The sequence below is a fragment of the Sphingomonas sp. PP-CE-1G-424 genome, from assembly GCF_004341085.1.
In the GTDB taxonomy this organism is placed as follows: domain Bacteria; phylum Pseudomonadota; class Alphaproteobacteria; order Sphingomonadales; family Sphingomonadaceae; genus Sphingomonas.
In genome coordinates, this window is the sequence record NZ_SLXW01000003.1 from 707,425 (window position 1) to 732,555 (window position 25,131).

General features: G+C 63.8%; 20 protein-coding genes. 13 read left to right on the plus strand and 7 right to left on the minus strand.

Features of this window, described 5'->3' with window-relative positions; translation table 11 throughout:
- The first annotated feature begins 208 nt into the window (after window positions 1–208).
- The 4 genes from tssI to C8J43_RS13260 all read left to right on the plus strand — a co-directional run bounded on the left by tssI (window position 209) and on the right by C8J43_RS13260 (window position 5,564).
- Window positions 209–2,140 (plus strand): type VI secretion system tip protein TssI/VgrG, encoded by a 1,932-nt coding sequence (gene tssI / locus C8J43_RS13245; RefSeq protein ID WP_165899628.1) that lies wholly within the window; start codon window positions 209–211, stop codon window positions 2,138–2,140.
- Window positions 2,137–2,709: a hypothetical protein gene (locus C8J43_RS13250; protein WP_133031286.1), complete on the plus strand. Its 573-nt coding sequence runs from the start codon at window positions 2,137–2,139 to the stop codon at window positions 2,707–2,709. Before tssI ends, C8J43_RS13250 begins: the two co-directional genes overlap by 4 nt.
- A complete protein-coding gene (gene tagH / locus C8J43_RS13255; RefSeq protein ID WP_133031287.1) occupies window positions 2,706–4,259 on the plus strand; it encodes a type VI secretion system-associated FHA domain protein TagH in 1,554 nt (517 codons plus the stop codon). The genes C8J43_RS13250 and tagH overlap by 4 nt, the downstream gene beginning before the upstream one ends.
- Before the next feature lie 483 nt (window positions 4,260–4,742).
- The gene (locus tag C8J43_RS13260; protein WP_133031288.1) at window positions 4,743–5,564 is read left to right on the plus strand and encodes a hypothetical protein; all 822 of its coding nucleotides are present in this window, start codon (window positions 4,743–4,745) and stop codon (window positions 5,562–5,564) included.
- A gap of 1,471 nt (window positions 5,565–7,035) precedes the next feature.
- On the opposite strand, the gene C8J43_RS13265 is transcribed toward C8J43_RS13260, so the two are convergent.
- The 5 genes from C8J43_RS13265 to C8J43_RS13285 form a co-directional block, all read right to left on the minus strand.
- Complete coding sequence (locus tag C8J43_RS13265) at window positions 7,036–7,236, minus strand: hypothetical protein (protein WP_133031289.1); 201 nt, start codon at window positions 7,234–7,236, stop codon at window positions 7,036–7,038.
- A 1,752-nt stretch (window positions 7,237–8,988) separates the two neighbouring features.
- Window positions 8,989–9,453 (minus strand): hypothetical protein, encoded by a 465-nt coding sequence (locus C8J43_RS13270; RefSeq protein WP_133031290.1) that lies wholly within the window; start codon window positions 9,451–9,453, stop codon window positions 8,989–8,991.
- Entirely contained in the window at window positions 9,450–9,785 is a 336-nt protein-coding gene (locus tag C8J43_RS13275; protein WP_133031291.1) for a hypothetical protein, read from the minus strand. The genes C8J43_RS13270 and C8J43_RS13275 overlap by 4 nt, the downstream gene beginning before the upstream one ends.
- A 95-nt stretch (window positions 9,786–9,880) precedes the next feature.
- Complete coding sequence (locus C8J43_RS13280) at window positions 9,881–10,597, minus strand: MgtC/SapB family protein (RefSeq protein WP_133031292.1); 717 nt, start codon at window positions 10,595–10,597, stop codon at window positions 9,881–9,883.
- A gap of 6 nt (window positions 10,598–10,603) precedes the next feature.
- Complete coding sequence (locus C8J43_RS13285; protein ID WP_133031293.1) at window positions 10,604–12,928, minus strand: S9 family peptidase; 2,325 nt, start codon at window positions 12,926–12,928, stop codon at window positions 10,604–10,606.
- Window positions 12,929–13,188: 260 nt separating this feature from the next.
- Here C8J43_RS13285 and C8J43_RS13290 point away from each other — a divergent pair, with 260 nt between their 5' ends.
- The 6 genes from C8J43_RS13290 to C8J43_RS13315 all read left to right on the plus strand — a co-directional run bounded on the left by C8J43_RS13290 (window position 13,189) and on the right by C8J43_RS13315 (window position 19,095).
- Complete coding sequence (locus C8J43_RS13290; RefSeq protein WP_133031294.1) at window positions 13,189–13,854, plus strand: hypothetical protein; 666 nt, start codon at window positions 13,189–13,191, stop codon at window positions 13,852–13,854.
- A gap of 67 nt (window positions 13,855–13,921) precedes the next feature.
- Entirely contained in the window at window positions 13,922–14,776 is an 855-nt protein-coding gene (locus C8J43_RS13295; RefSeq protein WP_133031295.1) for a MoxR family ATPase, read from the plus strand.
- 107 nt (window positions 14,777–14,883) lie between these two features.
- The gene (locus C8J43_RS13300; RefSeq protein ID WP_121885168.1) at window positions 14,884–15,450 is read left to right on the plus strand and encodes a CHAP domain-containing protein; all 567 of its coding nucleotides are present in this window, start codon (window positions 14,884–14,886) and stop codon (window positions 15,448–15,450) included.
- Window positions 15,451–15,574: 124 nt separating this feature from the next.
- Window positions 15,575–17,488 (plus strand): CocE/NonD family hydrolase, encoded by a 1,914-nt coding sequence (locus tag C8J43_RS13305; protein ID WP_133031296.1) that lies wholly within the window; start codon window positions 15,575–15,577, stop codon window positions 17,486–17,488.
- Window positions 17,489–17,500: 12 nt separating this feature from the next.
- The gene (locus tag C8J43_RS13310) at window positions 17,501–18,679 is read left to right on the plus strand and encodes a VWA domain-containing protein (protein ID WP_060525609.1); all 1,179 of its coding nucleotides are present in this window, start codon (window positions 17,501–17,503) and stop codon (window positions 18,677–18,679) included.
- An 89-nt stretch (window positions 18,680–18,768) separates the two neighbouring features.
- A complete protein-coding gene (locus tag C8J43_RS13315) occupies window positions 18,769–19,095 on the plus strand; it encodes a hypothetical protein (protein WP_133031297.1) in 327 nt (108 codons plus the stop codon).
- A gap of 256 nt (window positions 19,096–19,351) precedes the next feature.
- On the opposite strand, the gene C8J43_RS13320 is transcribed toward C8J43_RS13315, so the two are convergent.
- A complete protein-coding gene (locus tag C8J43_RS13320; protein WP_133031298.1) occupies window positions 19,352–20,494 on the minus strand; it encodes an anhydro-N-acetylmuramic acid kinase in 1,143 nt (380 codons plus the stop codon).
- A 94-nt stretch (window positions 20,495–20,588) separates the two neighbouring features.
- Here C8J43_RS13320 and rimO point away from each other — a divergent pair, with 94 nt between their 5' ends.
- Window positions 20,589–21,995: a 30S ribosomal protein S12 methylthiotransferase RimO gene (rimO, locus tag C8J43_RS13325; RefSeq protein WP_133031299.1), complete on the plus strand. Its 1,407-nt coding sequence runs from the start codon at window positions 20,589–20,591 to the stop codon at window positions 21,993–21,995.
- Window positions 21,996–22,028: 33 nt separating this feature from the next.
- Here rimO and C8J43_RS13330 read toward each other — a convergent pair whose 3' ends face one another.
- Entirely contained in the window at window positions 22,029–22,175 is a 147-nt protein-coding gene (locus tag C8J43_RS13330) for a lmo0937 family membrane protein (protein ID WP_107954842.1), read from the minus strand.
- Window positions 22,176–22,341: 166 nt separating this feature from the next.
- Between C8J43_RS13330 and C8J43_RS13335 the strand changes: the two genes are divergently transcribed.
- Together C8J43_RS13335 and C8J43_RS13340 are read left to right on the plus strand one after the other, a co-directional pair.
- Window positions 22,342–23,733 (plus strand): serine hydrolase domain-containing protein, encoded by a 1,392-nt coding sequence (locus C8J43_RS13335; RefSeq protein ID WP_133031300.1) that lies wholly within the window; start codon window positions 22,342–22,344, stop codon window positions 23,731–23,733.
- Window positions 23,730–25,115, plus strand: a complete 1,386-nt coding sequence (locus tag C8J43_RS13340) for a leucyl aminopeptidase family protein (protein WP_133031301.1) — start codon at window positions 23,730–23,732, stop codon at window positions 25,113–25,115. The genes C8J43_RS13335 and C8J43_RS13340 overlap by 4 nt, the downstream gene beginning before the upstream one ends.
- The last annotated feature ends 16 nt before the right edge of the window (window positions 25,116–25,131 follow it).

Below are 25,131 nucleotides of genomic sequence, written 5' to 3' on the forward strand. Positions count from 1 at the left end.
ATCGCAAGGCGCGATGGTTAACACTGCTGTCGCATATCTACGTCCATTTTCGATGTAACATCCAAGTTGCTGAATTGCAGATCCGGAAGGATTTCTTGGGATTGATCCGTCCGACGATCCGGCTATTTATCGGCCTGCCGCCTGCTACGGGCCGTTCAAAAGGCGAGGAAGACCGATGGCGTCGGGCGCTCCATCCCGTTTAACTCAGATGTCGATCGATGTCGGCGACGAACAGGTCGTGCTCGAACGCATCGACAGCGTCGAGACGCTCAGTCGACCCTTTTCGATCACGGCGGATATTATATCGCCGCTCGAAATCGATCTGCAGCCCCACCTCGGCAAGCCGACCGCGCTAGCCGTGCTGGAAGACAATCAGGTCGTGCGTCGTTTTCACGGCCTGATCACGTCGGCGGCGTACGATCGCGAGAGTACGAGCGGGCATCATTACCGGCTGACGTTGCAGCCCTGGACGTATTTTCTCGCGCAGAACCGCGACATGGCGATCTTCCAGGATCTGACGGTGATCCAGATCATCAAGCAGGTTACCGAAGCCGCGGGCATTTCCGACATCGAGTATTCGCGACTGTCGCGGACACGCATTCCTCGCGCCTATTGCGTGCAGTACAAGGAAAGCGACTTCGCGTTCATCTCGCGACTGATGGAAGAGGAAGGGATCTACTACTTCTTCCGTCACGATGCCGAGCGTCATGTGATGATCTTGTGCGAGGGGCCGAAATGCCACTTGGCCGGTGATCCCGCGACACTCGAATTCAACCAGAACGCCGTGTCGGTGTTCGCCTCAGAATCGAAGGAGCGATTCGCGAAACCCGCGTCGCATCTCCAGGCCTGGACCGAGCGCGTCTCGACCGGGGCGGAATCGCGCGTCACCTACCGCGACTTCGATTTCGAATCGCCCGATCAGCCCTTGGTTGCGGTGCATGATTCGGAAGGCGCACACCCGCGCGACGACCGCGAGGTGTTCCACTATCCCGGCCGCTACACGCGCGAGAAGACGGGCCGCGAGGATCAGCAGAAGACCGGGCAGGAGCGCAGCCAGACCGTGCTCGACGGGTTGCGCGCCGGGCGTCGCGTGTTCACCGGCACGTCGCAGGCGGCCGGGCTCGCCTGCGGTACGCTGGTCAACGTCACCAAGCATCCGGCGGCGCGGATGAATGCCGCGTACATGGTCACCTCGACCTATCACAGCATCGCCGCCGAGACCTATCGATCGGGCAAGCAGGGCGACGAGCTGTCGTTCAACGTCCGCTTCGACGCGATCCCGGCGGACACGACCTATCAGGCGATCCAATCGACGCCGCGCCCGGTCGTCCAAGGGCTCGAATCTGCGGTGGTCACGGGGCCGTCCGGCGAGACGATCTACACCGACGAATATGGCCGGGTGAAGGTGCGCTTCCACTGGGATCGCAAGGATACGCCGGGCGAGAAATCGACCTGCTGGATCCGCGTCTCGCAGACCGGCGGGCTCGGCAATCTGATCCTGCCGCGCGTCGGGCACGAGGTTCTCGTCGATTTTCTCAACGGTGACCCCGACCGCCCGCTAGTGGTCGGGCGCGTGTTCAACAAATCGAACATGCCGGTCTATCCGCTGCCCGCGAACAAGACGCGCGTGCTGTGGCGCACGCTGCGCTACGGTCAGGCGGGGGCGTATCCCAATGCTCGGCCGCTCGACACGGGCGCGCCGGGCGCCAACGAGATGCGGTTCGAGGACAAGGGCGGCCAGGAGGAGATCTTCGTCCACGCCGAGCGCGACATGAACACGCGCGTGCGTTTCGACGAAACGCATCACGTCGGCCACAACCAGGGCGAGGTCGTTGGGTACGATCGCACTGCCGAGGTCGGCAACAACGAGACGGTCAGGGTCGTCCACAATCGCAAGACCACGATCGGCGATCACGACAAGCTGATCGTCGGCAAGACACTCGAAATCAGCGCGACCGACAGCATCCTGCTGAAGGTCGGCCAGTCGCACGTTTTCATCACGCCGACGGGCATCAGCATGACCGCCGACACCGTATCGATCCACGGCAAGGTGAACGCGATCTTCCGCGGCATGGATACGCTGGTAAAAGCGGGTGCGAATCTGATCCTTAAGGGCGCACAGACGTTCATCAATCCATGACCCGCTGGCCCATCGTGAAACTGACCCAGGCGCGCCAGGTGTTCGCGCTGATGGACGTCGACGAGGACGATCTTCCGCCCGCTGCAGACGATCTCCATGCGCGCTATGACTCGCTTCGCCGCGGCGACGCCCCGGCCGATGCGCTGGACTATATCGCGCACGCGCTGCCGCGTCAGGAGGCGGTCGCCTGGGCCGCACGATGCCTGCACGATCATGCACGCGATCGCAGCCTGCCGATCCGCGATCAACTCGCGCTGGATCATGCGATGCGCTGGATCGACGAGCCGAGCGACACCAATCGTCGCGCGACCCACGCCGCCGCAGAGGCCGCCGGACAACGCAGCCCGGAACGTCTGCTGGGGATGGCCGTTTTCTATTCAGGCGGATCGATCGCGCCCATAAATGCCGCCCCCGTCCTGGCGCCGCCCGAAGCCTGCCTGCGCTATGCCGCTAGCGCGGTGAAGGCATCGGCCTATCGCAGCGGCACGCCCGGTACCACGCTGACCGAGGCACTCGCGCTTGCCGAACAGGTTGCGGATCGCGGGGTTCAGGCGCTGGCGAAACCATGACGCTCACGTTGACGATCGGGAATGTCGCAAGACTCGACAATGGCATGCCGACCGAGTTCGTGCTCAGCCGTCGCGGTGCCGTCGTCGGTCGCGCCGCTTCCTGCGACTGGAGCCTGCCCGATCCGCGCAATCACATTTCCTCGCGCCATTTCGAGATCATGTTCGACGGCAACGGCTATATCCTGACCGATGTCAGCACCAATGGTACATATCTGAACGGCGCATCGACGCGGCTGCCGGCGCCGCATCGGATCATGCACGGCGACGTGGTGCAGATCGGCCATTACGAGATTGCCGCGCGGCTCACCGGCGACAGCGCGTCGATCGCGGCGGAGACCGCCGAACTGCCAAAGTCGGCTGAATGGCGTGGCTGGGACGATGGTCTCGCAGGGGCACCTGAAGCTTCTTCGACGCCTGATCCCTATGGCGCGTCGGGCTACGGTGCCGCGCAACATTGGGACAGCACGCCGATGCCGGCGGCGGCAGGGTCGAGCGGACGGTGGCAGCCGCAGATCGGCCCTGGCCTCGCACGACAGGAACCGCACCGGTCGCCGACGCCCCTTGCGCCGCCACCCCTTGCGCCGCCAACCGCCACGGGCGGTGGCTGGCATGCAACGCAAGCCGCACCCGACGTACCGGTCGCGTCGGCTTGGACCGCGCACGTTCCCGCACCGGACCCTGCATCGGGCTGGTCTAGCGCAGCGCCCGACCGCCCTGCAACGCCGTCGCCAGACGATGTCTGGGGTCGGATTGCGGAAGGCAATGTAGTCGATTGGGCAAGGGGCGGCTTTGGCCAGCCCGTGGAGGCACCGTCCGACCCGCTCGGCCTGTCGCGTCCCGCGGCGCGTGATGCGCTCCCTGCGGCGACGCCGCAAATGACTCCGTCGGGCTGGGACACACCGCCGTCGAGCCCCGCCCCGGCCCCTTCCGCACCGTCCGCGCCATCTGCATCGCCTGCACCGCAGCCGCGAGGAGACATCGACGCTTTCCTGACCCAAATGGGATTGCGTAAGGAGCAGGTGACCGACGAGCCCAGCGTTGTACTGGCACGAAGCGGCCGCCTGCTGCGTCGGCTCGTCGCCGGGCTGGTCGTCATGGTCGAGGCCCGCGCCCGTGCGAAGGCGCAGTTAGGCGCGGAGATGACTGCTTTCACACCCGAGGGCAACAATCCGATCAAGTTCGCCCGCACACCCGAAGAAGCGATGGCGATGCTGCTCAATCCGCCCCAACGCGGCTTCATGGACGCCGAAAACGCCATCGAAGACGCATATGTCGACCTGCAATCGCACCAGATGGCGACGATCCGCGCCATGCAGGGCGCCTTGCGGGCGACGCTCGACCGTTTCTCCCCGACCGCGATCCGCACGCGAGCCGAGTCGAAAGGGCTGCTCGAGCGGATCCTACCCGCAGCCCGAGACGCCGCGCTATGGCAAGCGTACGAACGCGAGTTCGGCGGCGTCGCGCACGGTTCAGACGAGGCGTTCATGGACGTGTTCGCCAAGGAATTCCGGGAAGCCTACAACGCGCAGGCAAAACGGCCACCACCATGATCCTGCCGGATATGCCAAGCATCCTGGACAGTCGTTCAAAGTCGCGTGAATGCTCCATGGAAAGTTTATAATTTAGACGGGCGTCCTTCATGACACGTTCGAACCGTCTCGAGGACGCCTGACACGGCCATAATGGCCATCGCGAAAATTCTGTTTCGCAATCGACTGAAGGGTTTCCGCCGGTGGACCCAAGGCTTGCCTTGGACGCATTTGTTATCGTAGCGTGTCGCCCAATTGAAACATTGTTTTAGACCAGAACCTCCACTAACGTGGTAATTGGAGGGTATGTGTCGGATAGACTTCAAGCCTATCGTAACCAAGTTAGTGACTCAGTGGATCCCTGGCAGGCAAACGCATACAATCCATACATCATCGCGTATAATACGCAGCTACCAAGATAGTTTTAATAAGCAAAAGGAGAACGATAAAGCAAACGCGAAACTTTTCGTTTCCATCGTCGCCCTAATCCCAGGATCCATTCTGATGGCGAGTGCTGCAACGGCGTCGCTCCGTGTGATTGCCAACCGCGCGGCACTACGTCTGCTGGCCTCCTGCAGCGCGACCCGTACTTTGGCCGTCTATAATGCGGTAGGGGCGAATGCCACAGCGACGTTCGCGATCAGAAAGACTCTGGATATCGTGAAGGACGAGGCCGGGAAGAAAATAAAAGACGCGGTCGTGAAGGCGATGTCCAACAGTCAGGACCTCCTTGCAACCGATCCCATCAACCGGGACAAGCAACTTAATTCCTGGCTAATTAATCACAAGCTGCTTGCCTACGATGCCGCTGCCGCCGTCGAGGAGAGCCGGACGATAAGCGCTGAGGCCAAGGAACAAGCATACGCGCAATTGCGATCAGCGCCGATTGCAAACAGGCCGATCGGAAAACTCGACCCTGCACGCTTGGCGCCAAAGATCGAGCTCGGGTTCTATATGATCTGGCTTTTGGATTCCGATGAACTGGTGACTGAGATCAGCCCCGCAGGACCATATGGCGACGGCCGTTATAGCAGCGCGCCAATACAAAAAATGCCAAGCGACAAAGACTATCCTCGGGGAAACGCTGATCGGAGTCGAGGACCGGTACAGTGGGTCGGGGTCACGCGGCCGGGCGGTAACGTCGAGGATCGAATCGATACGCTGAACAAACAATTACGGGGAAAAGCTTTTTATGATACCGGGGGGCTATTCGGGAAAAGCGACGCCAATCAGGCACGGGTGAAGGAGGTCGCTGCTGCGGAGCAAGTACTTTCTTGGCTCTCGAACGTGACGCAGCCCTTGGCACCGCTAGGCCTGAGGGCGTGACTATGCGCATTTCGTGCATGGTCGCTGCCTGCTCGCTCGCGCTGCTGGCAGGTTGTCATCTAAACGCCGCGAAGCCGCAATCGACACCCGACGATGCGATACAGCAGATACGCGAGCAGGTGGAGGGGCAACGTCAATGCGCACCGCTATTGTCTGGCACATACCCCATCGAGTTTAGCGCAGAAGCTCTCGCCGGGCCACACGTAGACGCTTTGGTGGCCGCTGGCCTTGTACGGCGAGTGCTTCTCGACCGCGCCGACGCGGGAGGCGATCGCCCCCGAGTGCGCATTGAACCGACATCAGCCGGCATGCAGGATATATGGCTCCGTCGGCTTGATCCGGCCAGCGGCCCCGAACCTATGCTGTGCTACGGTCGAAAACATGTGGTGGCTGTGCGTACTGGTCGGCACGACAGCGGCTCGGAAACCGGCCCTTCCAAGCCGACAGAGGTTGGCCGATACGACTACCGTATTGTACAAACACCGTCTTGGACAAGTCGTGCAGACATCCGGGAAGCGTTCCCTTTCTTGGTGAAGGAACTGAATCGCACCCGTACCGCCGAGCAGGCGGCAACGCGGGTAGGAGACCGATGGACGCTCGCGTTTGATACAGGCCCGGACACGGGCGCTGAACCTGATTTAAGCGAGGGATTCTTCCCGTAGCTGGCACATTCTCGTCTCTGAGGTGCTCTTCAAAATTATGCGATGGTTGTTTAACGGCTTCCGATCGCTTCGCAAAAGCACGCGGATTGCGTACCTTCGGACCCTTGCCCTGCCCTGCCCCCCGAACGAACGGCTGTTTACGACGATCGCTGCGCGATAGCGGCCGGGCTGCTTCCACAATGCCGATGGGTATCGTTGAAGATGCACGGGCGTGGTGGCCATTCCGCAGGTATCGAACCGTGACAAGGCCTAAGCACTGGTGCGCGATTTGCGCCCTCTCTTGAGCGGAGATCGCGCAGGCCCAGCGATAGCCAGGATGCGCTTGCCAACGCGTCTGGGGGGTTCGGTTCGGCTATGAGGTTCACGACGGGCGTTAAAATGCTCGAGTTCGACGAGCACTGGTTCGATGCCGAGGGCGAAGAAATAGGGCATCGACTGGCGTTCGGTTTGCGCTTGGCGACATCGCGTCTATCCCGCGCGCGACGTCGGACGAAGCATTCCGCAAAATAGCGCGCCGCGTTCGCGTAGCGCACGACAGTATCGTTATCGTCGATCTCGAAAACTACCTGCAGCGCATTCGAGATCCGCTCGAGTACTGCAAATGTTACGGATCGCCGCCCCGCAGCGATACCTGCCTCTCGTCGTCACAGCGGTAGCGGGACCGTGAATGACCCGCAATGCCGCTGTGCAGCATCTCGGGATAGCGACGCTGCGATGCGAGGCGTGCGTATCAAGCTCCTTCGCAAAAGCGGTCGAGCCAAGGGTTTAAAATGACCAAAACCGGCCAGTGAGATCCGTCGACCAGCTCATCAAGCCAGCGGACTCGCGATTTCGCACCCTGTCCGCGCTTGAGGCGGGACGGCAACGGTGCCGATATGCCGTTCGCTCGCTGGCTGCACCAATGTCGAACCCCTGCCTTGCTTGGCAGCTTTTACTTCCTCACCAAACGAGATGATCCGGCGCTTGATCTTCACCGAGCCCGCAAAAATAATAAAAGGTAATGATAACATAGGTTGCCACGTCGTCTAACGCGGTAATCGTGCTTGGAGACGAGCCATGAATTGCGTTACGTTGATCGCGCGAACGTCGGACAGTTCACCGTGACGTTCAATTACGACGCTCTCGAGGCGCAAGCGTTCTAGCGGCTACGCGCGCTCATTGAGGCGGTGGTGCTATCGCTTGGGAATGCTGATCTCACCATCTGGCAGCTCGGAGAACTGGTGTCGATGTTAACGCTATGCGCGTCGCGAGCGCCCACAAAAGCCCCCGCGGGGGTGACCGAAGAGGCGTTGCAAATTAAGTTGGTTGCGGGGACAGGATCTGGCCAACATCATACATTAATCGTTGCGAAGGCGTAGGCTGTTGATCGCCCAACTAATGTGGTCGCCCAACTAATGTGGTCGCCCAATGCGCCTCCCCGCCAGCGACGGCGTAGCGGGGACGACCGGGTTGGGAAGGAAAGCGGACATTCCGCTTTGGAGGCCACACCCCAGAAAAACGACCTATGAGCGGGTGCCAGATGCATCAGTCTTTTGAATCGCCGGGGCCCTCGGTTTCCTGCCCATTTCGGGCTGATGCCAAATCCGTGAGTTTCGCATCACGTCGCGGAAGCGGTGGTAAGCTACCGTCCCTATTCCGCGGATCGCCTAGAGCGAAGGCGCCGCCGGTCAGACAGCCATCCAACGCCTCATGCTCTCGTTTGCTAAATGGCTCTCCCTTGCGCGAGTAGCCCTTTATGACACGCCCCGAACCCTCATCGATAACGTCAATCACGAAGTGGCGGACAGGATTATCCAGTCGCACGATCGGCTTCGGTGCCTTTGGTACCTCCCGGTGACGCAGTGGCAAGCGGCTGCCCCAATCCTTTCCCAAGCACATCTCGACCCATTCAATGGACTTTGACGTGGAGCCATTAAAAGCGAGCCGCGATGGGGCAGGATCATTAGCAGGGACGTGTCTAGGTACGATGAATAGCACCGCAAACAGGAACAGCCCGCCAGCCACGAGCCAGGGCAAAGGTTGCTTCAGTGAGACGTGATTGAAGGTGGTTGGGACCGGTCGCATCAGCGCATGATATAGCGCGTATCATCGCCTGTAAGGATCTCTCTGGGCGTGAGCTGACCAGTGTCATGATGCAAAACTTTGATTTTTGCACCGATCGGGAAGGGTATTCGCTGCCCCGGAGTTGTGCGACCTTGCGCGAGCGGGTTACGAAAAGTGGACAACGATGCAAAAGCCAGAAGGGCGAGATTACGACTTTTTCGCAACGATTAGTATGCGGGATAAGCTAATCGGGTGGGCTATAATATTCACTCCTGTGCTGGCGATGTTACTCCTTTTGAAGCTGTGTTATCGGCCAGAGCCCATTGAACCTCGCTACGTATATGGCTGCTACGCGAGCAAAGTAGCCCCCCGCCTACTTATCGATGCAAAATCGATTTCATTCGATAACTCTGGTATTAGTCCGACAGGTTATGAAGTGAGAGCGGAGAAGCAAGGGTACTCGATTTATACGAAAGCGAAGATTATCCTAAATCGAACGACAGGCGGCCAGTTTGCGTTCGTGGCATCCCCCTATGGAACGTCGCTTCCACTGCTACCTGAGCATTACAGCGAACCACGATACCTTCGGCACCTAAGCGAATTTAGTGGTAAGTTCTATGCGTTCTCTCGACAGGCGGATGAGGTGGTCTACTCGCGGATGAAGCCGAAGGGCGCATGCCTCACGCAATCGAGTGTCCGTTGATGGGCGGAAACAGAAGTCAGCTGTTCGGGCAGCGGTTTGCTGGTGCCAGAGTGACGTTTCGGTACGAGAGCGTGCGCTGAACATCGCCGTCGTCCGTGCTGATCGTTGCGGCGCCCTTGAACGTAGCAGGAATACCGCTGCCAGAAGGCCCAATGTCCGTACGTTGCACCGGCGCCGAGAGGGTGACGAGCACAAATGCGCGAAGGTCGCTGGGACTGCCCTTATTGAACCACGTGGATCCCTGGCTTCCATTGCCTTCGAGGCCACCACTCGGGGTGGCGCTGCTCCCGGCTTTGATTCGCCAGCCGCTTGGGATGCGGCAGATCGATCGAAATTGAACGCCCCACGTCTTAATCGCGAAAGCGCTAATGCTTTCCGTATCCATGAGCGGGATTCGTCCGATTGACAGTAGATAAGTGCGGGGATGGTCGACGGGCGATGCACCGATAGTCAGCAACGCCAGGGGGAGCAGAACCTTCATGTAATTAACCTGTCGGAACGGCTGTTATCGGGCAAGCCTCGCAACGGCTTAAGTGGCTGGTTTTGGGCGAAAGCGGACCTATGGAGCAGTTTGAACCCATATTGCAGGAACTTGTATTCAGCGGCCCACCGCTCCGCTGCCGCCACGGCGTCGGCAAAGGCACCGTCATTCTTCGGCAGCGAGCCATAGCCGACCCACTCGCCGCTCGGGTTCCATGCAGCACCGGTCCCGAAGAACCGGCCATCGTCCGATGCCTCCACGATCAGCCACGGCTCGTCGTCGCCGCGATCCGGCATCTGCTCGCCGGGCGATAGGTAGATGATCTTTGTCATAACTCGGACAATGCCGCGCCTGTCGAACGTCCACAACTGGGCGATTTCAGACGTTGGCAACGTCAACTCAGGTATCGTCCAGCTTCCTGCACCCGTCAGTCATGCGTCTTAGCCTGCCATGTCGCATGTTCGATCCCGTGCACCTTCGCCAGGTGATCCGTGATCGCGTCCAGTTCCTCCGACGGCACGTTCGTCGCCACCAGCGTCGCGGCTATCTCGACCCGGTCCTCGCCGCGCTCGGTCACAGCCAGCTCCGCCACCTGCAGTTGCGCAGCCTCCAGATGCTCGACCACCAGATCGCCGATCGGTCCCGCATCCCCCGCCGCAACCGTCACCATCACGCTGTAGGTGGCCTCGATCGTCCGCCCCTCGGTCGGGATCCGGTTGATCCCGTCGACCAGCGGCCGCAGCGCGGTGTTCGCCAGCAGCACGACGAAGGTGAGCAAGCCCGCCTCCGCGATCATGTCGCTGCCCGCGCACGACCCCACCGCCGCCGAGCACCACAAGGTCGCGGCGGTGTTCAGCCCGCGGACGTTCATGCCCTCCTTCATGATCACGCCCGCGCCGAGGAAGCCGATCCCCGACACGACATAGGCGATGATTCGGATGGACTCGACGTCGCCGCCGAGCCGCTGGCCGAGATCGACGAACGCCGCCGACCCGAGCGCGACCAGCGTGTTGGTCCTGAGCCCCGCGGTGCGCTGGCGATATTGCCGCTCCGCACCGATCAGCGTCCCGAACACGAACGCGGCGATATAGCTCACCAGCGTGTCGAGGAACGGCCACAGGTGAAACGTCTCGACGAACCGCACCGGACGTTACTTCACCGGCGCCGACGCTGGCGTGGCCTCGGGCACCGGCTTGTCCTTCACCGTCCGGTCGAGGAAGTTCAGGATCGTCCCCCAGACATGCTCGCTGATCCCCGGCCCCGCCACGCGGTGCGTGTAGCCGGGGTAGAACATCATCTCGAACGGCGTATCGGTCGCCTGCATCCTCGCCGCGACCTTGGTCGAATTGTCGAGGAACACGTTGTCGTCCGCCATGCCGTGGATCAGCAGCAGCGGATCGACGATGCGGTTCGCCTCCTCGACCGCCGCCGAGGTCGCATAGCTCGCCGGGTCGGTCGCCGGATCGCCGAGATACCGCTCGGTATAATGCGTGTCGTACAGCTGCCAGTCGGTGACCGGCGCGCCAGACACCGCAGCGGCATACACGCCCGGCGTCTTCTCCAGCATCTTCAGCGACATATAGCCGCCATACGACCAGCCATAGGTCGCGATCTTGCTCGGCTCGACGAACGGCAGCGACTTCAGATAGTTCGCGCCGGTCAGTTGATCCTCGACCTCGACCGTGCCCATCGCGTGATAGATCTGGTTCTCGAACGCGCGGCCGCGGTTGTACGAGCCGCGATTGTCGATCTTGAAATAGATATATCCGCGATCGACCAGATATTGCGGCAACGCGCCCTGCCAGCCGCGCGTGACGACCTGACCGGTGCCGGGCCCGCCGTAATGCTCGAAGAACACCGGGTATTTCTTGCCGGGCTCGAGCGGCGGCGTGATCATCTCCCAATAGAGCGTCATGCCGTTCTTGGCCTTCAGCGTCCCGAACTTGGTCTCCTGATGGCTCGCCAGATACGGATAATAGGGATGCCCCTCGACCACAGCATTCTCGTTGATCCACGACAGCCGCTTGCCGGTCGCGTCGGCCAGATAGACCTGCGTCGGCTGCTTCGGGTTCGAGCGCGAGATGATCAGGCGGCTCGCGGCCGCATCCATCGTCGCGCTGTTCCACCAGCCCGCTTCGGTCAGCCGGGTGATCGCATTCGGCTTGGCGACGTCGACTGAATACAGCTGCTGCTCGAGCACGTCGTCCTTGTTGCCGAGGAAGAACACGCGTCCCTTCCCCTCGTCGACGCCGACCAGGTCGGTGACGACCCAATCGCCCTTGGTCAGCTGCGTCCACTTGCCCGAGGCGAACCGGTACAGATGTCCGTAGCCACTCCGCTCCGAGCGCCAGATCAGGCTGCCGTCCTTCAGCACGCGGTACGCGTCGGACAGGTTGAGCCAGCTCTTCACCCCCGATTTCTCGGTGAACAGGATCGTCGACTTGCCCGTCGCCGGATCGACCCGCAGCATCTCCATCAGCTTCTGGTCGCGGCTCTGGCGCTGCACCAACAGCATCCGGCCATCGGGCGTCCAGTCGACGCGCGCGAGATAGATGTCGCGGTTGGTACCGAGATCGACCTTCACCTGGCCCGAACCGTCGGGCTTCATGATGTAGAGGTCGACCAGCACGTTGGGCGTGCCCGCTGCCGGATAGCGCTGTTCGTACACCTTGGTCCCGGTCGCGCCGATCGATGCGCGGGTCGCGACATGGACAGGTGCCTCGTCGAACCGCTCGACCGCGATATGCTGCTCGTCGGGCGACCACCAGTATCCGGTATCGCGGTGCATTTCCTCCTGCGCGACGAACTCCGCCTCGCCGAAATGCACCGTACCACCGCCGCCGGTCATGACGGCGCGCGCGGCGCCACCACTCAGTGGTTGGACGACGACGTTCTGGTCGCGGACGAACGACACGAAGCCGCCCTTGGGGCTGACCACCGGGTTCAGTTCGCCACCGGGCGTGTCGGTAAGCCGCGTGACCTTGCCGTCGAGCCCGGCGAGATACAGGTCGCCGTCGAGCGGCACGAGGATCGACTTGCCGTCGGGCGCCCAGTCATACGCGACGATACCCTTCTGGCCGCCGATCCGCGCGCGCTCGCGCTGCATCTTCTCGGCTTCGGTCAGCTCGGCGCCGCTGCCGACCTTCTTCGAATCGACCAGCATCCGCGCCGCCCCGGTCGCGGTATCGACCGCCCAGAGATCGAAGCGCTCCTTCTCGTCGTCGCGGTTGCGCAAGCTCGTCAGCAGCGTGCCGTCGGGCGACAGTCGGACCGCTTTCGGCTGCGATCCCGACAGGTCCGGATTACCGAACACGCGCGCCATCGTCAGGTCGCCGGGCTTGGCGGCTTCGACCGGCCGTGCCGGTGCCGGCGCAGGCGCTGGTGCAGCGGGCGCGGCCGGGGGCGTGACCTGATCAGCGGCCATCGCGGCGGTTCCGACCGAAGCAAGTGCAAGCCCGAGCAACCATGTGCGCATCCTGTAGACTCCGTGGGATCAGGTCGCCGATCCTACCCCGGCGCCGGGCGCGTTATCGCGACGGCGCGTCACGGCGTAAAGACCGGATCGCATACCGCGGGTGATTGTCCGAAAAACGCGGGATTTGCGACCGTCCTCGTGGCCAAGATGCTATAATTAATTTCACGTACACCATGTTCCTACGCGCTTCGTACAGGCGATGCAGCGCATGGCAACGGCGTGACGCATACGCAGCGCACGACTTGTTCGACCGGAGCACGATGGTTTCCCACGCGGCACTACAGATCGGGACGTCGAGTGCGTGGGACGCGCTCGTCCGCCTGGGCGAGGCCGACGGCAGCGCCGCGCACCCGCATATGCGCCGCCTCGTGCTCGGGACGCCGGTGCAGCGCACGCTCTCCGACGCGATCCACGCATTGTGCGCGATCCACGGCGACCATCCGGGCATGATCGCCGATGTCCTGACTCAGGCAGCGCAGCCGCCGGCGACCGAATGGCTCGCCGCCGCCGCGGTCGGGTTTGCCGAGGAACGCGCCTATCTCGCGCAACTCACCGCGGCGGTCGGGCCGTTGCCGTCGACGCCGGGCCAGGCCCTGACCGAAACCGCGCTCGTCAACGAACGGCACGCGCTCGAAATGCTGGCCCGGTCCGAACGCCGCGGCTGTGCCACCGGCGCCGCCGCCGCGCTGGTTTACGACTGGACCGCGATCCGCCGTGTCCTCGATGCTGCGGCGGAACGGTTCTCGGTCGCCGTGCCCGCGACCGGCTTCCCCGCCGAGTCCGTCACGGCTGCGACGATCGCCGAACTCGGTGCAGCCCCCGGTTGCGATCGCGCGATCCTGTTCGGCGCGCAGCAATTGTTCGCGCAGCACCGCGGCCTGTGGTCGCTGCTCGAGGCCCGCGCGAGTGCCCGCGGCGATCTGTAACGCGCTTGCGCCGAAGACCGCTTCCCCTCTATCCATACCGGGTATTCAGAACCGGACGGGACATCGCATGAAGCGCTTCGAGGGCACCCAGAGCTACGTCGCGACCGACGATCTGAAAGTCGCGGTCAACGCCGCCGTGACGCTGCGCCGCCCGCTGCTGATTAAGGGCGAACCCGGCACCGGCAAGACCGTGCTCGCCTACGAGATCGCCAAGGCTTTGGGCGCGCCGCTGATCGAGTGGAACATCAAGTCGACCACCAAGGCGCAGCAGGGCCTGTACGAATATGACGCGGTCGCCCGCCTGCGTGACGGGCAACTCGGCGATGCACGCGTCCACGACATCGGCAACTATATCCGCAAGGGCAAATTGTGGGAGGCGTTTACCCAGCCCGCGCCGCCCGTCCTGCTGATCGACGAGATCGACAAGGCTGATATCGAGTTCCCGAACGACCTGTTGCAGGAACTCGATCGGATGGAATTCCACGTCTACGAGACCAAAGAGACGGTGCGCGCGGTCGAGCGCCCGATCGTCATCATCACCAGCAACAACGAGAAGGAACTGCCCGACGCGTTCCTCCGCCGGTGTTTTTTCCACTACATCAAGTTCCCCGACCGGGCGACGATGCAGGCGATCGTCGACGTGCACTTTCCCGGTATCCAGAAGATCCTCGTCAGCAAGGCGATGGACCTGTTCTACGACGTCCGCGACGTGCCGGGGCTGAAGAAGAAGCCCTCGACCAGCGAGCTGCTCGACTGGCTGAAGCTGCTGCTCCACGAGGACATGCCGCTCGACATCCTCCAGAACCGCGACCCGACCAAGGCGATCCCGCCGCTTCACGGTGCGCTGCTGAAGAACGAACAGGACGTCATGCTGTTCGAACGCCTCGCGTTCATGGCGAAGCGGCAGAAGAACCAGGGGTGAGCGTTTCGAGACGGCCGCACGCCGACCCGACCGAAAAGCGCGGCAGGACCATGCGTTAACCAAAGCCGGCAACCGACCAGTCACTCGGTGCTTTGTAGACCAGCGGCATGAAGCGACTCCCCCGAACGCTCCTCAGCCTTGTCATCGCCGCCGCATCGGCGACCGGCGGCCATGCCACGTCGTTGCTGAATTATGTCGGCGAGTGTGTGCCTTTCGCGCGCGCTGCGTCGGGGATCCAGATCTACGGCAACGCCTGGACCTGGTGGGAGCAGGCGGACGGCAAATACGAACGCACGCACAAGCCCAAGGAAGGCGCGGTGATCGTCTTCGCCAAGACCGCGCGCCTGCCGATGGGCCATGTCGCGGTCGTCAGCCGGGTCGTCGAGAAGCGCGTCGTCATGCTCACCCACGCCAACTGGTCGCGCCAGAACGGCGAACGCGGGCATGCCGAACAGGATGTTACGCTGTTCGACGTTTCGCCGCGCAACGACTGGAGCGACGTGAAGGTGTGGTACAAGGACGTCGACGGCCTCGGCGGCGGGGTCTACCCGGTCTATGGCTTCATCTACGGCCACACGCACGCCGCGCCCGAACTTACCAGCCGCAACCCCGACTATGTCGGTGCGCTGATCGACGCCTACGTGCCCGTCAGCGGCAAGCCGATCGCGCGGTAAGCTCGGCCCGTCATCCTGACCACCACTGTCATCCTGACGAAAGTCAGGATGACAGCGCGAGTGGAGTTGCCGTTACCCCAAGAACCGTGCCACCTGCGTCTTCGACAAGACGGTGAGGATAACGATGCGGTTCAAGGCTCTAACGACGATCACGCTGGCCCTGCTCGCCACGTCGGCGCCGTCCGCGATATCCGCACAAAAGGAAAAGGCGCCGCAGCCCGGTGGCGACATCCCGACCAAGTTCGTCCCTGCCAATGCGAGCTTCGACTTCGACCGCCGTGAAGTCGACATAAAGATGCGCGATGGCGTCACGCTCCACGCGGTCATCCTCCAGCGCAAGGGCCTCACCGACGCCCCCATTCTTCTCCAGCGCACGCCCTACAACGCCGAAAGCGCCGCTAGCCGGTCGTCGAGTTCCAGCGGCGCGATGAACCTGCGCGCGTCCGACGCGATGTTCTTCGACGCCGGGTACATCCGCGTGTTCGAGGACGTTCGCGGCAAGAACGGCTCGAACGGCGCGTACATCAACGAACGCCCGCTGATCGGCCCGCTCAACAAGACGAAAGTCGATCACTCCACCGACGCCTACGACACGATCGACTGGCTGGTGAAGAACCTCAAGAACTCGAACGGCCGCGTCGGCATCATCGGTACCAGCTACGACGGCATGATGGCCGCGATGGCGCTGGTAAACCCGCATCCCGCGCTGAAGGCCGCGGTGCCGATGAACCCGGTCATCAACACCTGGAAGGGCGACGACGACTTCCACGGCGGCGCCTTCCGCCAAGTCGGCTACGATTATTACTACAGCCAGGACGCCGCCAAGGGCGAAGCCGGCGACCTGTGGCGCGACGCCTACGACGATTACGACACGTTCCTGCGCGCCGGGTCGGCCAGCGACTTTGTGAAGAGCCGCGGCCTCGCGCAGCTCCCGTTCGTCCAGCGCATGCACGATCACCCGGCGTACGACGCGTTCTGGCAGGGCCAGGCGCTCGAGACGATCCTGCCGAAGCAACCGCAGACCGTGCAGACGCTCTGGGTCGCCAGCCAATGGGACCAGGAGGACATCTATGGCGCCGTCGCGGCCTACGAAGCCGTGTCGAAAGTCGATCCGAACCACGTCAACCACCTCGCGCTCGGCCCTTGGGCGCATGGCGGCGCGAATGGCGACGGCTCGACTCTCGGCGCAATCCGCTTCGATGCCGACACCGCGCTCTGGTTCCGCAAGAACGTCCTGCTCCCGTTCCTCAACGGCGCGCTGAAGACCGGCGCGACGCCGCCCACGCTCGCCCCCGTCACCGCATTCCAGACCGGCACCAACCAGTGGCAGACACTCGCCGGCTGGCCGAACTCGACCGCCACGCAGAAACTCTACTTCCAGCCCGCCAGCGGCCTCGGCGCCACCGCCCCCGCGCAGGACGGCCACGACGACTATATCTCCGATCCCGCCAAGCCGATCCCCTACCGCCTCCGCCCGATCCGCCCGACCTACGCGACCGGCTCGACCTGGCGGCAATGGCTCGTCGACGACCAGCGCCCGTTCTCCGACCGCACCGACGTCCTGACCTACCAGACACCGCCGCTGACCAGCCCGGTCGCGATCGCCGGCGCACCCGTCGCGGACCTGATCGCCAGCACCACCGGCACCGACGGCGATTTCGTCGTGAAGCTGATCGACGTCTACCCCGCCGAATATTCCGACAAGCCCGAGATGGGCGGCTATCAGCTCGCCGTCTCGATGGACATTCTGCGCGGCCGCTACCGCGACGGCTTCGACAAACCGACCCCGATCATTGCCGGTCAGCCCACGCGATTCCGCGTCGTGCTACCCAACGCCAGCCACGTCTTCCTCCCCGGCCACCGCATCATGGTCCAGGTCCAGTCGAGCTGGTTCCCGCTTTACGACCGGAACCCGCAGACCTACGTCCCCAACATCTTCGACGCGAAGCCCGACGACTACCGCAAGGCCACGATCAGCGTCTTCCACTCCGCCGCGCAGCCCAGCGCCATCGAACTGCCGATCGCGGCTACCAAGTGAGGACGTGACCCCATGTTCCTGAACTTCCTCGACGAACTCCGCAGCGCCGGCATCCCCGCCAGCCTGAAAGAGCACCTCATCCTGCTGGAGGCGCTCGACGCCGAGGTGATCGAGCGGACGCCGGAGGATTTCTACTACCTCTCCCGCGCGGTGTACGTGAAGGACGAGGGGCTACTCGACAAGTTCGACCAGGTCTTCGCCAAGGTCTTCCGCGGCCTCGCCACCAGCTACGGCACGCCCGCCGGCGAAGTGCCCGAGGACTGGCTGAAGGCGGTCGCCGAAAAATTCCTTACCCCCGAGGAAATGGCCGCGATCAAGTCGCTCGGCTCGTGGGACGAGATCATGGAGACGCTCAAGAAACGACTCGAAGAGCAGAAGGAACGCCATCAGGGCGGCAACAAATGGGTCGGCACCGGCGGCACGAGCCCGTACGGCAACGGCGGCTACAATCCCGAAGGCGTCCGCATCGGCGGCGAAAGCACGCACAAGCGCGCGCTGAAAGTCTGGGACCAGCGCGAGTTCCGCAACCTCGACAACACCAAGGAACTCGGCACCCGCAACATCAAGGTGGCGCTCCGCCGCCTCCGCCGCTTCGCCCGCGACGGCGCCGCCGACGAACTCGACATCGACGGCACGATCGCCGGCACCGCGCGGCAGGGCTATCTCGACATCGTCATGCGCGCCGAGCGCCGCAATGCGGTGAAACTGCTGCTGTTCCTCGACGTCGGCGGCTCGATGGACCCGTTCGTCAAACTCTGCGAGGAACTGTTCTCAGCCGCGACCACCGAGTTCAAGAACCTCGAATTCTTCTACTTTCACAATTGCCCGTACGAAGGCGTGTGGAAGGACAACACGCGCCGCTTCGCCGAGCGCACGCCGATGTGGGACCTGCTCCACAAATACGGCCATGACTACAAGCTGATCTTCGTCGGCGACGCGTCGATGAGCCCGTACGAAATCACCCACCCCGGCGGCTCGGTCGAGCATTTCAACGAGGAACCGGGCGCGGTGTGGATGCAGCGGCTGACCAACACCTATCCGGCGGCGGCGTGGCTCAACCCGGTACCCGAGGCGCAATGGGGCTATTCGCAGTCGGTCCGCATCATCCGCGAACTGATGACCGACCGCATGTACCCGCTGAGCCTCGCCGGGCTCGACGACGCAATGCGCGAGCTGACCCGTAAGCGGTGAGCTTGGCGCGGTAAGCCGCGGACTGTAACGGAACCGTCACGGACGCGATCGGTTTATCGGGCATCATCCCTGACCGAAGGACAAGCTCTATGTCGTCGATTCCGAACTCCGCCATGCCGCACGCCAAGGTCCATCACGACGACGACCACAAGCCGAAGCCCGACGCGAAGAAGACCGCAGCGACCAGCGACTGGGTCGAGGACGCTACCGATGCGGCGAAGGCTGGCCTCGCGACGGCAACGGATGCGGTGAAGTCGCACCCTAAAACCGCGATCGCGGTTGGTGCGACGGTAATCGCAGGGATCGCAGCGGCGATCGCGGCGCCTGCGTTGCGTGCGAAGGACGCGACGGAGAAGAAGGCCCCGCCAAAGAAGCCCGAGCCGAAGAAGCCGGCCAAGGCGAAGAAGCCGCACTGATACAAGCCCACCCGCTCACCCCACTGAGCACCACCCCGGCGGAGGCGGGGCCCAGTTGGAAAGGTCGAGGTGGTGAAGCGCCCGCTTAGTTAGCAACGTCCCCCAACTGGGCCCCGGCCTCCGCCGGGGTAGAGATCCAACACTGGACGGCTTGCACTTCCTTGTTCTCCCGCGAAGGCGGGAGCCCAGACTGGGCTCCCGCCTTCGCGGGAGAACAAGCTTTAGGCCGGTTTTAGGTGGCGTTGGCCGCCCCCCCTCAAACCCGATCCACAACCCCACCAGCCATCGCCACCGGCACCCCAGTCGTCCCCGGAAAGCTGATCGTCAGCCCCTTCAGCGTCCGAACCGCCATATACGCAAACCCCTCGGCCTCCAGCGCATCGCCGTTCCACCCGAGCACATCGGTAGGCTCCACCACCAACCCGGTCCGCGCGGCGATCATCGCCAGCATCGTCGGATTATGCCGCCCCCCCCCCGCCACCAGCAACCGAACCGGCCGAGCCGGCAAATGCCGCAAAGCCTCCGCCACCGTCGCCGCGGTAAACGCCGTCAAAGTCGCCGCCCCATCAGCAGCGGACAACCCCCGAGCCGGCTGGATCGTAAAATCATTCCGGTCGAGCGACTTCGGCGGAGGCGCATCGAAAAACGGATGGTCCAGCATCGCCGTCAACACCGTCTCGTCCACCCGCCCGGACGCCGCCAACGCCCCCCCGGCATCATACCGCGCGCCAGTCTCCGCCTCGACCCAGCTATCGATCAACCCGTTCGCCGGCCCGGTATCGAACGCCACCAACCCATCGCGATCGCTCATCTGCGCCCGCTCCGGCGACATCTCGCGCGAATCATGCATGTCCCGCCCGCCGGGAATGAAGGTGATGTTCCCCACCCCACCAAGGTTCAGCACCGCGACCGGCCCCTCGAGCCCCGCCGCCAACGCCGCATGATACACCGGCAGCAACGGCGCCCCCTGCCCGCCCGCGGCCACGTCCGCCGAGCGAAAGTCCGACACCGTCGTGATCCCGGTCGCCCGCGCGACCGCCGCCCCGTCGCCGATCTGCCACGTCCAGCGCCGATCCGGCCGGTGCGCGATCGTCTGCCCGTGAAAGCCGATCACATCGACGTCGGCCGCCGCGACGCCCGCATCCGCCAGCAACTTGTGCACCGCAAACACGTGTGCGCGCGTGATCAGCTCCCCCGCAGCGACGACCGGCGGACTGGCGCGCGGCTTGTCGAACGTCAGCGCCATCCGCGTGGCTTCCGCCAACTGCGCCCGCGCCGCATCCGAATAGGGCTCGCCACGAAACGCGATCGGCCGCACGAACGCCTCGCCGTCGGTCTCGATCAACGCGGCATCGATCCCGTCGAGCGACGTCCCCGACATCAGTCCAATCGCCAGCATATCGGTTCCTTCCCGCGCAATCCGCCCATCCATGGCCGAAGCAAATTCGCCCGCCTAGAAAAAACCGAACTTTGCGCCTATGTGCGCGGGCTTCATGGCAACAACACTCCCCTCCCCGCCGAAGATCGGCATGGTCTCGCTCGGCTGTCCGAAAAACCTCGTCGACAGCGAACGGATTCTCACGCAGCTGCGCGGCGACGGCTATCAGATGTCGCCGGATTACGCCGGCGCCGACATCGTGCTCGTCAACACCTGCGGCTTCCTCGACTCCGCCAAGGAGGAAAGCCTCGAGGCGATCGGCGAGGCCATCGCCGAGAACGGCCGCGTCATCGTCACCGGCTGCATGGGCAAGGAAGCCGACGCGATCCGCGCGCGCTTCCCGCAGGTCCTCGCGATCACCGGCGCGCACGAATACGAGCAGGTCGTCGGCGCGGTCCACGAGGCGGCACCTATGCCGCCGTCCGCGTTCCTCAACCTGATCCCCGACGCCGGCCTGAAGCTGACCCCGCGCCACTACAGCTATCTGAAGATTTCCGAGGGCTGCAACCACCGCTGCTCGTTCTGCATCATTCCAAGCTTGCGCGGCGATCTCGTCAGCCGCCGCCCCGACGCGATCCTGCGCGAGGCGGAGAAGCTCGTCGAAGCCGGCACCAAGGAGTTGCTGGTCATCAGCCAGGACACGTCTGCATATGGCGTAGACCTGCGCCACGCCAGCTGGCCGGTTAAGACTGGCGGCCCGATGGCACGCGGCGAGGCACGCGAAGTCCGCGCGCACATGACTGACCTCTCGCGCGAGCTCGGCAAGATCGCGCCCTGGGTCCGCCTGCACTACGTCTACCCATACCCGCACGTCGACCACGTCATCCCGCTGATGGCGGAGGGCCTCGTGCTGCCGTATCTCGACATCCCGTTCCAGCACGCCGCACCATCGGTGCTGCGCCGGATGAAGCGCCCCGGCAACGATGCGAAAGTGCTCCAGCGCATCCACAACTGGCGGACGATCGCACCCGACATCACGATCCGCTCGACCTTCGTCGTCGGCTTCCCGGGCGAGACCGAGGAAGATTTCCAGTATCTGCTCGACTGGCTCGACGAAGCGCAGCTCGACCGCGTCGGCGCGTTCCGCTTCGAGCCTGTCGAAGGGGCGGCGGCGAACCTGCTCCCCGACCACGTGCCCGAAGAACTCAAGGAAGAGCGCTACGCCCGCATCATGGAAAAGACCGCGGCGATCTCCGCGGCCAAGTTGCAGGCCAAGATCGGCCGCACGCTCGACGTGATCATCGATGCGGTCGACGAGGAAGGCGCGACGGGTCGCTCGAAGGCGGATGCGCCCGAGATCGACGGCGAAGTCTTCCTCCGCGACGCGGGCCACCTGACGGTAGGCGACATCGTCCCGGTCACGATCGAAGACGCCGACGATCACGACCTCTACGGCGTCCCGTCGCCTAACAGTTCTCCCGCGAAGGCGGGAGCCCAGGATACCAAGCGATATCGCCCGTAACCCTGGGCTCCTGCGTCCGCAGGAGAACCAAATTCAGACGACGTTGCGACCGGTGAACAGCTTCACCAGAACGACGATGACCGCGATCACCAGCAGGATGTGGATCAGTCCGCCTGCGACATGGAAGGCAAAGCCTGCCAGCCAGAGGATCAGCAGGATGACGGCGATGGTATACAGCATGGTTGTGTCCCCTAAGACGTGAAAAGGCTCCCGGTCGGACGATGAAACGTGCGTGTAACACGGCGTGTTCCGTCAACATTTCTGCCCTAGCGTAACCCCTTCAACCGGCGCGAAATTAAAATTGCGGGCGTTGCGCGCACAGGCCGGTTCTGCTTCGTTGCAAGCCATGATCCTACGCCTCCTCGCCGTCGCCGCGCTGCTCCCCGCCCCCGCCATCGCGCAATCGCTTACCCCCGCCGAAACCGCGCAGATCGACACGCTGGTCACCGGCGCGCTCGGCGATACCGGCGTGCCTTCCGCCTCGATTGCGGTCGTCCGCGGCGGCCGGATCGTGTTCGCCAAGGCGTACGGCAAACCGTCCGAGGCGATCGCCACCGCCGACCCGAAGCTCCCCTACCAGATCGCCTCCATCTCGAAGCAGTTCACCGCCGCCGCGATCCTGTTGCTCGAGGACGAGGGCAAGCTCAGCCTCGACGACACCGTCGCGAAATACATCCCCGGCATCACCGGCGGCGACCGCATCACGATCCGCCAGTTGCTCAGCCACACCTCGGGCCTCCAGGATTACTGGCCACAAGACTACAGTTTCGCGGCGATGGCCAAGCCCGTCACGCCGCAGCAGATCGTCGATCGCTGGGCAAAGAAACCACTCGATTTCGCCCCCGGCACGCAGTGGCAATATTCCAACACCGGCTATGTCGTCGCCGGCCTGATCGTCGAAAAGGTTGCAAACCAACCCCTGCTCGCTTTCCTTCAGCAACGCATATTCAAGACGCTCGACATCCGCGCGCTCGACCAGGACAAGGCGATCGGCAAGGCCTACCCGCAAGGCTATGGCCGCTTCGCCCTAGGCCCGGTCCGCCCGGAGACACCCAGCGCGGACGGCTGGCTCTACGCCGCCGGCGAACTCTCGATGAGCGCCGAAGACCTCGCCAAATGGGACGTCGCCCGCCTCAACCGCACCACGCTCCCCGCCGACGACTGGGCCGCGCAGGAAACCCCGGTGAAACTCGCCGATGGATCAAGCAACGGCTACGGCCTCGGCGTCTTCACCGGCAGCGCGAACGGCCGCCGCTATGTCGAGCACAGCGGCGAAGCGGTCGGCTTCCTGTCCGAAAACACCGTCTATCCCGATGACAAGGCGGCGATCGTCGTCCTCACCAACAGCTGGTTCAGCGACGCAACGGGCCGCATCGCCGCGGGAGTTGCAAAAATCGTCCTGCCACCCGCCTCCGCCAATGCCGAAGACACCGCCGCGCTCGCCCGAGCCCGAGCGGTCTACGACCAGCTCCGCACCGGCACGCTCGACCGCAAGGGGCTCACGGAAGACGCGAACTACTACTTCAAGCCGGTCGCGCTCGCCGACTATAAGACGAGCCTGAGCGCGCTCGGTGAACCCACCGCGTTTGCACAATCCGGCAAGACCCGCTTGCGCGGCGGCTTCGTCAACCGCACCTACCGCATCACCTATCCCGACCGCACGCTCTCGCTCAGCACCTATGCCGAGCCCGGCGCGAACGGCCGATACGAACAACTTTTGGTGGCGCCCGCACAATGACCGACTTCGCTTCGATGCTCCAACCCGACCGCGGCCAGCCCGCGCGGACGATCCACGTCGTCCACCCCGACGCCTATGAGGGTTGGCTCGCCAAGCAGTCGCAGCGCATCCGCACGACCATCGCCGCGCATCGGCTGACCGGCAAGCCCGGCGACCGCGCGGTGCTGCCCGGCGAGACCGCGGACGACTGGTCGATGCTGCTGGTCTGCAACGAAGCGGTGACGTCGCCCTGGCGGATCGCCTCGCTCGGCGCGTCGCTACCCGAAGGCACATACCGTCTCGCGAAAGGCCCGGTCGGCGCGGCCGGGCTCGGCTGGATGCTCGCGCAGCACCAGTTCACGCGGTACGTGAAGCCCGACGCGATCGGCCCTCGCGTTCTGCTAACCGAAGACGCCGCGCATATCGACGAGACGATCCGTCTCGCCGAAGCCACCGCGCTCGTCCGCGACCTCGTCAACGCCGGCGCCTCCGACATGGGCCCCGCCGATCTCGAAGCGGCCGCCGAGACGCTCGCCAAACGCCACGGCGCGACCGTCACGACCACGCGCGGCGATGCGCTCGCGACCGGCTACCCGATGATCCACGCGGTCGGCCAAGCCGCCAGTAAGGACCGCGCGCCACGGCTGATCGAACTCGAATGGGGCGACCTGTCTCACCCGCGCATCGCGCTGGTCGGCAAGGGCGTCACCTTCGACACCGGCGGGCTCGACATCAAGCCGTCCGCCGGCATGCGACTGATGAAGAAGGACATGGGCGGCGCGGCACATGCGTTGGCACTCGCGAGCCTGGTGATGGCCGCCAAGCTCCCGGTCCGTCTCCATCTCCTGATCCCCGCGGTGGAAAACTCGATCGCCGGCAACGCCTTCCGCCCCGGCGACGTGCTCGCCACGCGCAAGGGCCTGACGGTCGAGAACACCAACACCGATGCCGAAGGCCGCCTCGTGCTCGGCGATGCATTGACCAAGGCGGGCGAGAGCAACCCCGAACTGATCCTCGACTTTGCGACGCTGACGGGTGCGGCACGCGTTGCGCTCGGCCCCGACCTGCCGCCAATGTTCACCGACGACGAAGCGCTAGCGGCGGACCTGCTCGCGTCCGGACTGGAACAGAACGACCAGATGTGGCGCTTGCCGCTCTGGAACGGCTACGACGAGATGCTGAAGTCGGACATCGCCGACATGGTCAACGCACCCGATGGTGGATTCGCGGGCGCGATCACTGCCGCGCTGTTCCTCCGCCGGTTCGTGCCCAAGACCGCGGCGTGGGCGCATCTCGACGTCTTCGCATGGCGCCCGTCCGCCAAGCCAGGGCGACCGAAGGGTGGCGAAGCCTATGCCCTCCGCGCCGCGTTCGCGATGTTGGCCAAGCGGTACTCGCGCTAAATAAAGGGAACGCCAA